The organism is Halalkalibacter oceani, assembly GCF_023715705.1.
In the GTDB taxonomy this organism is placed as follows: Bacteria; Bacillota; Bacilli; order Bacillales; family Bacillaceae_D; genus Halalkalibacter; species Halalkalibacter oceani_A.
Map to the genome: position 1 here is coordinate 41490 of NZ_JAMBOS010000003.1, position 14181 is coordinate 55670.

Genomic DNA, 14181 nt, shown 5'->3' on the forward strand with positions numbered 1-14181 from the left:
AGGAGTTTGAATGAATATCATAAAGCCACATCCGAAGCTGTACGTTATGGACAATGGAAGAATGAAAATGGATAAAAATTGGATGATTGCAATGCATAATCCAGCTACAGTAGATAATCCAAATGCGCCAACAGAATTCGTCGAATTTCCTGTCTACACCGTTTTGATTGATCACCCGGAAGGAAAGATATTATTTGACACAGCCTGTAACCCGAATTCAATGGGACCGGATGGAAGGTGGGGAGAAGCAACTCAGAGGATGTTTCCGATTGAGATGAGTGAAGAATGTTATCTACACAATCGCCTAGAGGAACTGAATGTCCGGCCAGAGGATATTAAATTCGTTGTGGCTTCTCACCTTCACCTTGACCATGCTGGATGTTTAGAGTTGTTTACGAATGCGACAATTATTGTTCATGAGGATGAATTGAATGGTACATTGCAAACCTATGCGCGTAATCAGAAGGAAGGAGCCTACGTTTGGGCGGATATTGATGCGTGGATCAAAAATAATCTCCAATGGCAAACGATTAAGCGTGATGAGGATAACCTTCAGTTAGCAGAAGGAATAAAGGTATTAAACTTTGGTAGTGGACATGCTTGGGGAATGATTGGCCTCCACTTAGATATGCCGGAAACTGGAGGCATTATTCTCGCCTCTGACGCGATTTATACAGCGGAAAGTTTTGGGCCGCCAATTAAACCGCCAGGAATTATTTATGATTCACTCGGTTATACCAATGCGGTTGAAAAGATTCGTCGAATTGCTAAAGAGACAAATTCTCAAGTCTGGTTTGGCCATGATGCAAAGCAATTTCAACAATTTCGCAAATCATCAGAAGGATACTATGAATAAACAAGGAGGAAAAAGATGGGTGTGTCAAAATTAGTGTTTGCCCCGTTAAGCTATACGGGGTGGGGCGCACTTGAGCAATTACCTAAGGAAGTAGAACGTTTTTCTCCAGAGAAGATACTTGTTGTAACTGACCCTCTGCTTGAACAAATTGGGATAGTCAAAAAAGTAATTTCGCCGCTTGAACAACAAGGCTATAAAGTATCTGTCTATAATGAAGTGGTGGCTGAACCGCCACTTGAGACAGGCGAGAAGCTAGTCTCTTTTACCAGGGAAAACCAATTTGAGTTGGTGATTGGCCTTGGCGGTGGAAGTGCGATGGACCTGGCGAAGCTGGCGGCGGTCTTATCAGCTCACGAAGGTATGGTGGCTGACTATTTAAATTTAACAGGGGAGAAGGCGCTTCAGGTTAAAGGTTTACCAAAAATTTTAATTCCTACTACATCAGGTACAGGTTCAGAAGTGACTAACATATCTGTTCTTTCATTGGAAACGACTAAGGATGTTGTCACGCATGATTTTCTGCTGGCTGATGTTGCTATTGTAGACCCTCAATTAACGATCTCCGTGCCTGCTAGAGTAACAGCGGCGACAGGAATTGATGCTTTGACTCATGCTGTAGAGGCTTACCTGTCGGTGAATGCGAGTCCTGTCTCAGATGGGCTAGCTTTACAAGCAATTCGTCTCATCGGCCGCTCTTTACGGGCAGCGGTTGAGGATGGGCAAAATGAGGCAGCGCGGAGTGATATGAGTCATGGTAGCTTTTTAGCTGGATTAGCTTTTTTTAATGCGGGGGTTGCTGGTGTTCATGCTTTAGCGTATCCGCTTGGAGGTCAGTTTCATATTTCTCACGGTGAATCAAATGCTGTACTACTACCTTATGTAATGGGATATATTCGGAAAAACTGCACGAAGCGTATGGCAGATATCCTTAATATGCTTGGAGGGAACGCAGGCTTTCTATCAGAAGAAGAAGCCTCATACAAATGTGTAAAGGAATTGGAACGCCTTGTACGTGATGTGGGCATTCCACAAACTTTATCTGACTTTAATGTGCCAGAATCAGCGCTAGAGGCCTTGACTGAAGATGGGGTGAAACAAAAGAGGTTATTAGCAAGAAGCCCCTTACCTTTAGGGGAGAAAGAAATACGAGAGATTTATAAGGCGGCTTTTGCTGGTAGATTAATCGAGCCGAAGTAAAAGGAATAACTCTGGGAATGGCATTTTCAATATTCCCAGAGTTATTCCTTATTTAAAAGGTAACCGTCATTATGACCGCTTTGTTAGCGTAGAAGACTTCTTAATTACTCTCCCCCCAATTTTTTGCAGATGGAATTCAGTTAGCCTGCGTCGAATACATTAGACGATTCGCTCTACTGTCATGTAAACTGTAACAATGGAATTGCCAAAAGGGTATGTTTTGGTGAGTACAGTTGCTTTGCTAATCTTTTTGAATCAACATTGGGCATACTAAAGATAGAGCAACGTCTCCTAAAAAAGCAAAAGGTGATGGATCTAAATTGGATATGAAGCATTTGCAGTTTTTTCTTGAAGTGGCGCGCACGGGAAGCTTTACGCATGCGGCCGAGAATCTGTATATTACGCAGCCTGCGCTCAGCCGGATTATTAAATCAATGGAGGATGAGCTCGGGCTTCCGTTGTTTATCCGTTCGCGGAAAAAGGTGATCTTAACGGATGCTGGACATGTTTTGAATAAGCATGCGCAGTCGATAGATAAGCAACTCCAGCTGCTCTATGCGGAATTGGATAATATGAAAACGGTCAAGACGGGGCAGATCCGGATCGGGTTGCCGACGATTGTGAACTCGTTTTTCTTTTCGCAGCTGCTTGCTTCCTTTCATAAAGAGTACCCGGAAGTTACCTTTCAATTAGAAGAGGCCGGGTCCAAGAAGATCGAAGAAGAGATTACGAATGATAAGCTCGATTTTGGCGTAGTTGTGCTGCCGGATAAGCATGATATGCTCGATTACTATATGTTTGAAACGGACAAGCTGAAGCTCGTCGTCCCGCCTTCTCATCGTCTTGTCGGCAGAGAATCGGTGGCGCTGTCAGAGCTGAAGGATGAGTCATTTATTATGTTTACTCGTGAATTCGAGCTGAGAAGGCTTGTGCTTGAGGCGTGTCACGAAGCCGGATTTGAGCCGGGCATTATCTCAGAGACGTCGCAATTGGATTTCATCGAAGAAATGGTCGCCTATAATTTAGGAATTACGCTTTTGCCTGAAAGTACATGTATGGAGCTGAAACGGGATATTCAGACGATTGGGGCTACGGACCCGACGATTGAATGGAGGCTGGCGATGATTTGGAAAAAAGAAGCGTATTTATCGCATGTCGCGACGGAATTCATTCATTTTGCAAAAGGAAAGCTGCCGAAAAGCAGGCCTGATCAAAAGGGATTATAAGCAAGCAGAGAAGAGGACTTCCTGTGAAGCTGCTGAAAAGGACGATTTTCACTTTTTCAGCAGCTTTTTAATGCAGATAACTGGCGTGGAGTATTTGCTCTGCTCATATAATGCGGTTATCTTGTCAGAACCGTCCTCCGGTGCCAGGATGGCGCCATAAATCAGGATTTCTTCTTCCTTGTCTCTGAATACATCCTCTCTTGATCTGCTTTCCCCCATTTCTTCAGGGATTTCCTTATCTTCGATCCACTTGATCAGCTCTTCTATCGAGAATGATGCCCTTTCGAAGAAAACGGTCGTGCCGCTGTCTACTAATTGCAGGACATCTATATTTTCAAGATTCGCCAGTTCCTCCCCCATGATCAGAGCAGCAAGGTAATTCCCGGTTACGAGACGTTCCAGGTCAACATATTCCACCGTCTCTTCAAAAGTAGAAGGGGGTTGATATTGGCCGGATTCGTCGACAATCGCGATTTTGTGACCGTCCTCTTTTATTTTGCTGATTAACTCATGATAAGGAAGAGCAGCCTCGTCCAGTTCCATTCTGCTTTAGGAAGTTGCTGTACCGCAGGCGGCTGCAAGCAACGATAGAATGATGATCGTCAATAAGAAGAAACCTCTTTTCCTAATTACCATCATATCCTCCAATACCTTCAATAAATGCCTTACTCACCCTTATACGTTCAAAGCGGATGGACGGTTGCGGCTATGCGCTTTCATACTAGATCTGTATAGGTTGTATGTAGGATCGGCATTGTATTTTCTTCCTGTTCTTATCCTATAATAGGGTCTGAGCACATTCTAGCAAGAATATGCATGCAGAAATAGAAACAGGTGAGAGTATGGAAGCAAAAAAAATGAAAGAAACCCGTGTTGTTCAAACCGATCAAGTCCTGATTAATGATTTGAACAACTATTATACATTGTTCGGTGGCGTTCTAATGAAAAAGATGGATGCCTGCGCGACTCTATCTGCCCGCCGGCATTCGAGAGTGAAGGAGTGCGTGACCGCTTCAACTGATTCTGTCCATTTTCTTCAGCCGATCAGACAGAGTGATTCGGTCTGTATTGAATCATTTGTCAGCTATACAGGAAAAACCTCTATGGAAATTTTCTGTAAGGTGATTGCCGAGGATCTTGAGACAGCAGAACGTAAAATCGCAGCGACCGCCTTTTTGACCTTTGTTCCATTGGATGAAAATAAACGGCCAAAGGAAGTGCCGGGCGTCATTCCCGAATCAGAGGAAGAAAAATACCTCTATGAAACTGGAAAGGAACGCGAAAGAATTCGCAAGCTGAAGCGTCAGCAAAATAAAGAGCTGGTCGCGAACCTTGAGTTGAAAAAACCATGGGATTAATTTTAGAAAAAGGAGAGATAACATGCTAACCGTATCAAGTTATCAGGAAGTGCACACGGCAAAAGAAGCGATCGAACGATTCCGTCAGGCGAAGCCGGGACTTTTCCAAAAGTTTCTCAATGTCATCCATTTAACCCGGCAGCTCCAATATGGCTATCAATATATGGGAGCCTTAATCATGGAGGAGAATGCAGCTGAGCAATTTCAGCCGCAGGCTCAGGCGGACTATGTACTTGCTGTTTATAAGCGGGAAATTGAACAATTAAAAGCAGACAGCAAAATTCAGGAGCTAAAGCAATTCCTTGCTGCAAATCGACAGGTTAGCTATGCCCATCTTAGCAAACTGGCGCTGGGAATCGAGCCTGAAGGATTAATTGGGCCAATTTGGGTACGCTAGAGTCAAGAAATGGAACTAGATAGAAATCAGCCTTGGGAGGACCCGAACTCCTCACAGGGCTTTTTATTCGCCTATAAAATAAACAAACAGTTGAAATTGATAATGAGAATTGTTATCATTTGATTGAGCATAAACTTTAATTAGGTGTTTGTTAACCGCGAAGGAGAAAAGAAGATGAAAACATATGTAAGACAGAGTAAATGGAAGCAAGGCGGATTGCTTTTTGTTTTCCTACTAATTATGATAGTGGCTTTGAGCGCTTGCGGAGGTGGAGCACCGGAAGAAGAGCAAAGCGACGAAGCTCCTGCCGACGAAACTCCGGCGGAGGAGCAGGGCGACGAAGCGTTCACTTTGACAGACGGAATGGGTCATGAAGTGACAGTACCGGCGAATCCTCAGCGGATCATCGCCTCCTATTTGGAGGACCCTCTTGTCGCACTTGGGTATACTCCCGTCGCGCAGTGGACGGTAGGAGAGGGCAGAATCCAGCATTATTTACAGGATTATTTGGATGGGATACCAACGATTCCATGGGATTTACCGTTTGAAACAGTGCTGGAGTATGAACCGGACTTATTGATTATTGGTTCAGAGTCCACGGTAGGAGAAGGCAAGTACAGTCAGTATGAGAAAATCGCCCCGACTTATGTACTCGGCGATGAGGTCAATGATGACTGGCGCGAGGCGCTGCGGGCAGTCGGAAAAGTGTTAAATAAAGAAGAGGAAGCGGAACAGATTCTTACTGAATATACGGAGGTCGCCGAAGAAGCGCAACAGACGCTGCAGGAAGCGATTGGTGAGGAATCCGTAGCGGCGATCTGGCTTGTCTCGAAGCAATTTTATATTGTAAGTGAAGACCTTTCCAGCGGGGCGGTCTTGTATGAGGATCTTGGATTGACAGCTCCTGATTTAGTCAAGGAAGTGTCGGCTACAGGATCGGGAAACTGGAACCCTGTTTCGCTGGAGGAATTGGCGAATATGGATGTTGATCACCTGTTTTTGGTCAACAGTGATGGCGATGAAGGCAGAGAGATGCTGCAGGAGCCTTTATGGCAAAGCATTCCGGCTGTGAAAAATGATCATTTGTATGAGTTCGACAGTACGACGAGCTGGCTGTATGGCGGACCAATCGCCAATGAGCAGATTATTGAGCATGTGTTAACTAGTTTGGTCGAGTAAGCGGCACGGACGGGATTGAACCTGGAAACAGTGAAAGTGGTTTGGAGCTTGAGATAAAGGGAAAGCCAACCTTTGATCTCAAGCTCTTGCTGTGTTAAAGGGACGGTTGCTTATTCGGAAGCGGCATTCTTCACAATCATGACGTCACAAGGGGCCTGACGGACGGAGGCTTCTGCGACGCTGCCGATTAACAGTCGCTCGACTCTGTTGCGGCCGGTTGCCGCGGTGACGAGCAGATCAATATGATAAGTCTTTGGCAGCTCTTCCGCAATTAAAAAACGGGGGTTGCCTGATTTTAGTACGGTTTCAACTTTGGTCAGTCCTTTTGCTTCCGCGAGCTCTTTGTAGCGCGCCAGCATTTCTTTCGCGTCATTTTCAATTCGGACGAACCAGGAATCGTGGAAGCCGACCGCTCCGGTTACATTGCGAAGGTCAATAATATGGGCGATCACCAAGGAGGACTTGTGAAACTCCGCGACTTGAATCGCCTTTGCCAAGGCTTGCTCTGATTGCTGTGAACCATCGACTGCGACTAAAATATGCTTATACATCCGATCCTCTCCTTTAAACAGCCAAGATTAACAACGAAAGAAAGCGTTTGCTGTTTATACTCCTATTATCTCATGGTTCTTGTGAAATTGTGAGCAAGAATGTGGCGAATTGTTTTAAATTTTTTGAAGCTTTATTGACAAAAATCCTCTTTGATCAGCTGGGCCAGCCTTTGCAAACCCTGGACAAGCTCCGATTCTGAAGGATAGGCGTAAGAAAGGCGGATATGGCTGTCGTCCATTTTATCATAGACCGATCCCGGATTAAGCAGGATTCCTTTCTGAAGCGCGAGCTGAAACAACTTGCGCGCGGAGAACCTTTTCTGCAACCGCAGCCAAATATAAAAGCCTCCTGCCGGAATGTTCCACGTGCAACAATCAGACAAGCAGTGCCGCAGGATGTCGAGAGTAAGATTACGCCTCTTTAGAAGGCTTACTCTAAGCTGCGACAGGTGGTCATCATATTTTCCGCTCTGTATCCACTGATTGACGACGGCCTGCGAGAGCGAGCTTGAGCCGTAGTCAGTCTGCATCTTAATATCGGCTAACCGGTCAATCACCTGCTCCGGGCCAACGAGCCAGCCAATCCGCAAGCCCGGGCTTAATGCCTTCGACACACTTCCTAAATAGAGAACGTTACCACCCCTGTCATCAGCCTTTAACGGTGGCGGAGGTGCATCCTCGAACCAAAGATCGCCGTAGACGTCATCCTCGATAAGAGGCAGCGTTTCACGGTGGGCTATTTCGGTTAGCTGTTTGCGTCGTTCCTCTGACATGACCGCCCCTGTAGGATTATGGAAAGAAGGGATCGTATAAAGCAATGCAGCGTCATGCTGGCGCTTCAGTCGGACAAGGCTTTCCATTTGCAATCCGTGCCTATCAAGAGGAATGCCGACTCCCCGTATTCCGACCGATTCAAACATAGAAAGAGAATTAAGATAAGACGGCGCTTCGTGCAAGATAACGGAGCCCTTTCGTAAAAGACCCCAGGCAATTAGTTGCAGTGCCTGAAGTCCGCCGGATACGATTAAAATCGATGACGGGGAAGCCTGGATTCCCTTTTTGCGCAAATATCTGGATAGTGTTTCCCTCAATTGGGCATTTCCTTTCGGTTCTTCATAGCCGAGGGAAAGCGACTGGTGTTGCTTCGAGATCAGCATCTGCTTCATTTCATCAGTCGGAATCAGCTCGGAGCCGAGTTCTCCGGTACCGAGCCGCAGCGTTGCAGGCTCCGCTTCTGCCTTATTGATTTGCTGGATAAGCGACCTGTTTGGCTGATGAATGCCGGCCTGGACGTATTCCGGCCAATTTGGCGATGATGTGGCGAGGACATTCCACGTATTATTGGCTACAAATGTGCTGCTGCCGGTTTTTGCTTCAAGCAGTCCTTCCGCGATCAGCTCTTGTAGGGCGGTAATGACTGTGCTTCTATTCACTTCAAAACAGGCAGCTAACTGGCGCTGGGAGGGAAGCTTTGTTCCAATCGTCCATTCCCCGCTCATAATTTTATTTCTGATGTAATTGACAATTTGCAAATATAAAGGGGTTGAGGATGATTTCACAGGCTTCCAATTGACTTCTGACAAATGGTCTTCCCTCCTTCATTTATGCTGCAGATAAAGTATACCGTAAATTGGTTGGTCAGTCAGCGAACCAATTGGTTGAAGACAAATTTTTGTCCACCCATTATGCTATCTTTATTAAGGGAGGAGAGACAATGTTAGAAGCAATTATTCACGGACTGCTTTTATCTTTTGGATTAATTTTACCGTTGGGGGCTCAAAATATTTTTATTTTCAATCAGGGAGTGACACAGCACAGCTTCAGGGCGGCTTTGCCAGTCGTGATTACGGCGTCGGTATGTGACGCGATTTTGATCGTGCTGGCGATAGCCGGGCTATCGGTGATCGTTCTGCAATTTACGTGGATGAGTCAATTATTACTGGCGTTTGGCTGTTTGTTTTTACTCTATATGGGCTGGTCGATATGGAAGAGTGTCCCGGCTACTAGCGAGCAGAAGCCGAGCGGCCCGTTATCACCGAAGCAGCAAATCCTTTTTGCTGTATCCGTCTCCTTACTTAATCCTCATGCCATCCTAGATACGGTTGGGATAGTCGGTACAAGTTCCCTCGCGTATCAAGGGATCGACAAGCTGATGTTCGCTGGAGCATGCGTAGCGGTTTCCTTCTTTTGGTTTTTCATGCTGGCCGGGGCGGGCCGAAAGCTTGGCCGTTACGATAAAGATGGACGGAAAATAAGGAGATTGAATCAGGCGTCAGCTTTTTTTATGTGGGGGATGGCCGTTTTCTTAGCGTATCAGCTTTTTCGTCAATTGTAAGAAAAGGACTTGCAAAAATAAAATACGAAAGAGTCGGTCGGGTTGTGCTTTTCTGGCAAATATCTATGATATAATTCCTATGGGTCATATTATAGAAAAGGGGTTGTACTAGTGGAGGAAACAGCTGAAAAAAGTCTGAATGTTTCGGTATTGATGAATGAGTTAAAAAAAGATAACGATGAAATGCAGGTTGTGATGAAACAAATTCAGGACATTTCGACGAAGTCAAATATTCTGGCGTTGAATTCAGGGATTGAGGCAGCCCGGGCCGGAGAAGCGGGCCGCGGCTTTTCTGTCGTGGCGACTGAAATAAAAAAGTTTGCCGAGGAAAGCTTGCAGGCGAGCAGACAAAGTGAGGCGATCATTACCAGCATCCAGAACAAAGCAAACGAAATTATTGCCGTCCGGACGGTTGACATTGCTTATGATACGATCGATAAAATTGACCGCAATTTATTTGAGCGTAACTGTGATGTCCAGGCATGGGCAACGTTTGACGCGATTAAGCAATGCTTGCTCTCGCCCTCTTCAGAAACTGTCCAAAATGCTGAAGCCTTCCTGAAAAATATTCATAAGATTTATGAGGTGTATTTTGATCTATTTGTCGTGGATCTGTCAGGCAAAATTGTTGCCTCGGCACAGCACCCGAATCAGGTAGGCAAGGATATGTCAAAGCGTACATGGTTTAAGGAAACGGTTCGCACCAATCAGGTTTATGTAACGGACATGTATTATTCGGATGTCGTGGAAGGACATACGATGAGCTATTCGAGTCCTGTTCATGATGATCAGGGCAACATCATTGGTGTCTTTACGACGAGGTTCAACTGGGAATTTATTTATGACATCATTGACCGGGTCAAGATTGACGAAACGAGCAAGCTTTATGTCATTAATTCAGAGGGCTATGTCATTGCCTCAAAGGACCGCTCTGAAGTGCTAAACACGAAGCTGAACCATCTGAAGGCAGTCGAGCTGCTGCTTTCAGGACGAGAAACACGCGGCTATACGATTGAGCAGGATCATATTTACGCCTATTGTTTAACGGAAGGCTACAATGCGTATAAAGGAAAAGGCTGGTCCGTTGTCGTGATGGAATCGATCGTTTAGCAGGACAGAGAGCTGAGAGCGTTTAAAGGTCAACCGGGCTGGAAACACTGGGGAAACAAACCGTTTGCTTGTTTTGCTTTCTTTGGGTAGAATAAAGGGATACATTTCAAGCTTGAAAAGAGGGTATTACATGAGTAAACAATCCATTTATGGATTAACCTTTGAACAATTGACGTCTTGGCTTATGGAACATGGACATAAAAAATTTCGCGCTTCTCAAGTATGGGACTGGCTTTATCAAAAGCGGGTAACGACGTTTTCTGAGATGACGAATATTAATAAAGAATGCCTGCAACTGCTGGAAGAGAATTTTGAATTCCAGACGCTGGCCGAGCATATTAAGCAGGAGTCGGCAGACGGGACGATTAAGTTTCTCTTTAAGCTGAATGACGGCAACTTAATTGAGACGGTATTGATGCGTCAAAAGTACGGCCTGTCGGTCTGTGTCACTACGCAGGTTGGCTGTAACATTGGCTGCAGCTTCTGTGCGAGCGGACTGTTGACGAAGGATCGTGATCTGTCTAGTGGAGAAATTGTCGAGCAGATTATGAAAGTTCAGCTTTATCTGGATTCGGTCGGCAAAGGCGAACGGGTCAGTCACATTGTCATCATGGGAATCGGCGAACCATTTGATAATTTTGAGAACATGGTGGATTTCCTGGATATTATGAAGGATCAGAAGGGGCTGGCAATCGGTGCGAGACATATTACCGTTTCGACAAGTGGTCTCGTCAACAAAATTTATGAGTTTGCTGATTTACAGTCACAGGTCAATTTGGCGGTGTCCCTGCATGCGCCAAATGATGAGCTGCGCACCCGGATTATGAAGATTAACCGGGCTTATCCGATTAAGAAGCTGATGGAGGCTATCGATTATTATATCGAGAAGACAAATCGGCGCATTACGTTGGAGTATATTTTGCTGAAGGATGTAAATGATCATAAGGAGCATGCCCTTGAGCTTGCTGAGCTGATTGCTGATAAACGAAAGCTGGCGTACGTCAATTTAATTCCGTATAACCCGGTCAGTGAGCACAGTCAATATCAGCGAAGCACGAAGGAAGCGATCCGGACCTTTTATGATACGTTGAAGAAAAAGGGGATCAACTGCGTTGTCCGGATGGAGCACGGCACTGACATTGATGCCGCCTGCGGTCAGCTGCGCAGTAAGCAAATGAAGAAAAAACAGAAGCAGAAAGCGTAGTTTGTTTTAAAATGAGGGCGTCCCAACTTTCGGGGCGCCTTTTATGCGCAATGCAATGAGAATGAGACAAAATAGAGCGAGGATAAAAACGCTCGGACTGTAAACAAAAAGCCTGTCGACTGTCCCGTAAAACGAGACTTTGTCGACAGGCTGAGATAGCCAAAAGCGCCTTTTCTTATTGAATGCCTTCGTGAATTTCTTTCACCATTTCCGCTACGGAGATTAAACCACCGCCGGACATATACCAGACACTTGGGTTCAGGAAGATAATGTTGTCGTTTTGCGCAGCATTTGTGCTGTTGACAATTTCATTATTGATTAACGGATTTTCGTTGCCTGCCTCATCAAGCGCCTGATCACGGTCGATTACGAATAGATAATCAGGATTTGTTTCGGCAATGTATTCAAACGAAACGCTCATTCCGTGAGTCGAAGCCTCGATATTTTCATCAGCTGCCGGGATGCCGAATACATCGTGGAGAATTCCGAATCTTGAGCCGTTGCCGTATGCACTAATATTTCCGCTTGTCGTTAAGACGATAAGTCCAGTTCCATCCAACTCTGCAACATCTTCATTTAAAGCTGCAATCGCATCATTAATTTTTGTTAACTCCGCTTGTGCTTCTTCCTCTTTGTTGAAAATTTCTCCTAACAATTCAACGTTCTGGGTGAACGATTCCATGTAGTTCGTCGTATCCACTCCGACAAAAATGGTAGGAGCGATTTCACTTAGTTCCTCATAAGCTTCAGACTGTCTGCCGGAGATGATAATCAGATCCGGGCTTAACCCATAAATTGTTTCGAAGTCTAGCTCTTTTAAGCTTCCGACATTTGTATATTCATCACCTTCATATTTTGATAAATAATCCGGCAAAGAGCTTCCTTTAGCGACACCCGCCACTTCGACTCCGAGTGTATCTAAAGTCTCAAGAGCCCCGTAATCAAAGACAACAACCGTTTCCGGTTCTTTCTGGACGATCGTTTCGCCAAGATCATGAGTAACTGTAATTTCAGCTGCTTCGGACTCTGCTTCTGCTCCGCTGCCGTCCTCTTCAGTCGCTTCTTCAGTTGTAGCTGGACTTTCCTCTTCGCCTGTATCTGCGTCATTCGATGCGTCTGTTCCGCATGCGGCTAATGTGACAAGCAGAACGAGAAGAAGAATAAGAAAGGATAAGTATTTCTTCATGTCATCTCACTCCTAATTATATAGTTTATCTATTTTTAAATTATGTAGCATAATTTAAAACCTGGCGTGATCCAATAAGTTTGCTGACTAAACAGAAAACGACCATAAACAAATGATAACAATTATCATTATCATAAGTCAAGAGAGAAATGGAAAAAAGCTGTTTGATCACGATGTTGACGCAACCAGTCGATCGGCATATAATTAACACAATTATTTGAAAAAGGATGCTGTGTAACAGACGATATTTCGGTTTCCTAATGTTTCATGTGAAACATGATAATGGGATAGAAAGTCGAACTTTCAACAGAGTAGGGAAGGGTTTTTATGGCTGGATTGAATGCTTTTTTTGGACGTAAGAATAACACGAATCCATTTACAGATTTTAACGGAAAAAATATAACAGCGGGCTGTGTGTCCGGACTGCTGGCGATTATCAGTGTGCCTGTTATTATCCTCCAGGCGGCTGAAAACGGTGGCTTCACAAATGCGCAAACGATTTCATGGATGCTGACGATGTACATTTTTGGCGGACTGTTCAGCGTGTTAATTCCTCTTTATTACCGGATACCGATTGTCGGGGCCAGTTCCATCACGGGAGTCGCCTTTTTAGCTACGGTCACGTCGCAATTTTCGTATCACCAGCTTGTTGGAGCTTATGTCCTGACCGGCCTCTTAATGCTTATTGTCGGTTATTTCGGCTTTTTTAAAAAGCTGATTGATTATGTGCCGAAGGAAATTATTGCCGCGATGCTTGCCGGTATGATTATGAAGTACATGACAAATTTCATTGTTTCGATTAGCCAGATGGCGCTTATCGGAATTCTCTCACTGCTTGTGTTTTTTGTTTTCAGTTATAAGAAGATGAAGGTTCCGCCTTTAATCGCCGCCGTGGCGACGGCCTTTATTCTGCTGCTCGTAACCTATCCGCTCCAAGTGAGCGGAGGAGCCTCGGCTTTTGTTTTACCAACTGTTCAAATGCCGGTTTTCAGCGTCTTAGGATTTTTATCAGTGGCGATTCCGCTGGCTTTACTAATTTTAAGTAACGATGCTGCTGTCGGAATTGGCGCGGTTGAACAGAATGACTACCGTCCACCGGTTAATCAATTGGTCTCACTTGGCGGTGTATTTACGATTTTCGCCGGCTTCTTCGGTGGAATCAGTGCCAATGTAGCCGGAATGATGTCGGCGATTTGTTCTGATGAGGAGGCGGGACCTTTTGAGAAGAGGTATATCGGTGCTGTCATCTCGGGTCTGATTTTGATTGCCTTCGGTCTTCTTTCCTGGAAGCTTGTTCCGTTTATTCAAGCTTTACCTGCTAATTTTGTCGCGATATTAGTTGGTCTTTCACTGCTCGGTGTATTCGCAAACAGCCTGCACACCAGCTTTTCGAAGCCGCAGCTGAAAATGAGCGCTGCTTTTGCTTTTATTATCGCAGCCTCCGGCATTACATTGTTTAATATTAGCGCTCCGGTCTGGTCGTTGCTTGTTGGAACGTTCATAGCCCGAAAAATCGAGACGAAGCGGGAGAAGGCGGAACTGAATAAGCGAACCGCCTAGCGGTGCGACCGTTTCGGGTCTT

14 protein-coding genes are annotated in these 14181 nt (G+C 45.2%); 10 read left to right on the forward strand and 4 right to left on the reverse strand.

Annotated features, from left to right (window positions below):
* The first annotated feature begins 10 nt into the window (after window positions 1-10).
* The 3 genes from ahlS to M3212_RS03815 all read left to right on the forward strand — a co-directional run bounded on the left by ahlS (window position 11) and on the right by M3212_RS03815 (window position 3279).
* Window positions 11-856 (forward strand): AhlS family quorum-quenching N-acyl homoserine lactonase, encoded by an 846-nt coding sequence (gene ahlS, locus M3212_RS03805; protein WP_251192624.1) that lies wholly within the window; start codon window positions 11-13, stop codon window positions 854-856.
* Between the two features lie 15 nt (window positions 857-871).
* Complete coding sequence (locus M3212_RS03810) at window positions 872-2053, forward strand: iron-containing alcohol dehydrogenase (RefSeq protein WP_251192625.1); 1182 nt, start codon at window positions 872-874, stop codon at window positions 2051-2053.
* Between the two features lie 320 nt (window positions 2054-2373).
* Window positions 2374-3279 (forward strand): LysR family transcriptional regulator, encoded by a 906-nt coding sequence (locus tag M3212_RS03815; RefSeq protein ID WP_251192626.1) that lies wholly within the window; start codon window positions 2374-2376, stop codon window positions 3277-3279.
* Window positions 3280-3327: 48 nt separating this feature from the next.
* On the opposite strand, the gene M3212_RS03820 is transcribed toward M3212_RS03815, so the two are convergent.
* Window positions 3328-3822, reverse strand: a complete 495-nt coding sequence (locus tag M3212_RS03820; protein ID WP_251192627.1) for a hypothetical protein — start codon at window positions 3820-3822, stop codon at window positions 3328-3330.
* Between the two features lie 299 nt (window positions 3823-4121).
* Here M3212_RS03820 and M3212_RS03825 point away from each other — a divergent pair, with 299 nt between their 5' ends.
* The 3 genes from M3212_RS03825 to M3212_RS03835 all read left to right on the forward strand — a co-directional run bounded on the left by M3212_RS03825 (window position 4122) and on the right by M3212_RS03835 (window position 6213).
* Complete coding sequence (locus tag M3212_RS03825; RefSeq protein ID WP_251192628.1) at window positions 4122-4637, forward strand: acyl-CoA thioesterase; 516 nt, start codon at window positions 4122-4124, stop codon at window positions 4635-4637.
* 22 nt (window positions 4638-4659) lie between these two features.
* Window positions 4660-5034, forward strand: a complete 375-nt coding sequence (locus tag M3212_RS03830) for a hypothetical protein (RefSeq protein ID WP_251192629.1) — start codon at window positions 4660-4662, stop codon at window positions 5032-5034.
* Window positions 5035-5208: 174 nt separating this feature from the next.
* Window positions 5209-6213, forward strand: a complete 1005-nt coding sequence (locus M3212_RS03835; RefSeq protein WP_251192630.1) for an iron-hydroxamate ABC transporter substrate-binding protein — start codon at window positions 5209-5211, stop codon at window positions 6211-6213.
* Window positions 6214-6323: 110 nt separating this feature from the next.
* Here the strand turns inward: M3212_RS03835 and M3212_RS03840 are convergent, their stop codons facing one another.
* Window positions 6324-6764, reverse strand: a complete 441-nt coding sequence (locus M3212_RS03840) for a universal stress protein (protein ID WP_251192631.1) — start codon at window positions 6762-6764, stop codon at window positions 6324-6326.
* 131 nt (window positions 6765-6895) lie between these two features.
* Window positions 6896-8347, reverse strand: coding sequence for a PLP-dependent aminotransferase family protein (locus tag M3212_RS03845; RefSeq protein ID WP_251192632.1), 1452 nt, complete (start codon window positions 8345-8347; stop codon window positions 6896-6898).
* 131 nt (window positions 8348-8478) lie between these two features.
* On the opposite strand from M3212_RS03845, the gene M3212_RS03850 reads away from it, so the two are divergent.
* From M3212_RS03850 to rlmN, 3 genes are all read left to right on the forward strand, one after another.
* Window positions 8479-9099, forward strand: coding sequence for a LysE/ArgO family amino acid transporter (locus M3212_RS03850; RefSeq protein WP_251192633.1), 621 nt, complete (start codon window positions 8479-8481; stop codon window positions 9097-9099).
* 111 nt (window positions 9100-9210) lie between these two features.
* Window positions 9211-10209: a methyl-accepting chemotaxis protein gene (locus M3212_RS03855; RefSeq protein ID WP_251192634.1), complete on the forward strand. Its 999-nt coding sequence runs from the start codon at window positions 9211-9213 to the stop codon at window positions 10207-10209.
* A gap of 130 nt (window positions 10210-10339) precedes the next feature.
* Window positions 10340-11413, forward strand: coding sequence for a 23S rRNA (adenine(2503)-C(2))-methyltransferase RlmN (gene rlmN, locus M3212_RS03860; RefSeq protein WP_251192635.1), 1074 nt, complete (start codon window positions 10340-10342; stop codon window positions 11411-11413).
* A gap of 175 nt (window positions 11414-11588) precedes the next feature.
* Here the strand turns inward: rlmN and M3212_RS03865 are convergent, their stop codons facing one another.
* Window positions 11589-12599 carry a siderophore ABC transporter substrate-binding protein gene (locus M3212_RS03865; protein ID WP_251192636.1) on the reverse strand — a complete coding sequence of 337 codons (1011 nt, stop codon included), beginning with the start codon at window positions 12597-12599 and terminating at the stop codon, window positions 11589-11591.
* Window positions 12600-12926: 327 nt separating this feature from the next.
* Between M3212_RS03865 and M3212_RS03870 the strand changes: the two genes are divergently transcribed.
* Window positions 12927-14159: a benzoate/H(+) symporter BenE family transporter gene (locus M3212_RS03870; RefSeq protein ID WP_251192637.1), complete on the forward strand. Its 1233-nt coding sequence runs from the start codon at window positions 12927-12929 to the stop codon at window positions 14157-14159.
* Window positions 14160-14181: the final 22 nt, after the last annotated feature.

Coding starts and splice junctions, on each gene's coding strand:
- M3212_RS03820 (WP_251192627.1), bottom strand. CDS start 3,822: ATGGAACTGGACGAGGCTGCTCTTCCTTATCATGAGTTAATCAGCAAA.
- rlmN (WP_251192635.1), top strand. CDS start 10,340: ATGAGTAAACAATCCATTTATGGATTAACCTTTGAACAATTGACGTCT.
- M3212_RS03865 (WP_251192636.1), bottom strand. CDS start 12,599: ATGAAGAAATACTTATCCTTTCTTATTCTTCTTCTCGTTCTGCTTGTC.
- ahlS (WP_251192624.1), top strand. CDS start 11: ATGAATATCATAAAGCCACATCCGAAGCTGTACGTTATGGACAATGGA.
- M3212_RS03830 (WP_251192629.1), top strand. CDS start 4,660: ATGCTAACCGTATCAAGTTATCAGGAAGTGCACACGGCAAAAGAAGCG.
- M3212_RS03870 (WP_251192637.1), top strand. CDS start 12,927: ATGGCTGGATTGAATGCTTTTTTTGGACGTAAGAATAACACGAATCCA.
- M3212_RS03850 (WP_251192633.1), top strand. CDS start 8,479: ATGTTAGAAGCAATTATTCACGGACTGCTTTTATCTTTTGGATTAATT.
- M3212_RS03840 (WP_251192631.1), bottom strand. CDS start 6,764: ATGTATAAGCATATTTTAGTCGCAGTCGATGGTTCACAGCAATCAGAG.
- M3212_RS03825 (WP_251192628.1), top strand. CDS start 4,122: ATGGAAGCAAAAAAAATGAAAGAAACCCGTGTTGTTCAAACCGATCAA.
- M3212_RS03835 (WP_251192630.1), top strand. CDS start 5,209: ATGAAAACATATGTAAGACAGAGTAAATGGAAGCAAGGCGGATTGCTT.
- M3212_RS03810 (WP_251192625.1), top strand. CDS start 872: ATGGGTGTGTCAAAATTAGTGTTTGCCCCGTTAAGCTATACGGGGTGG.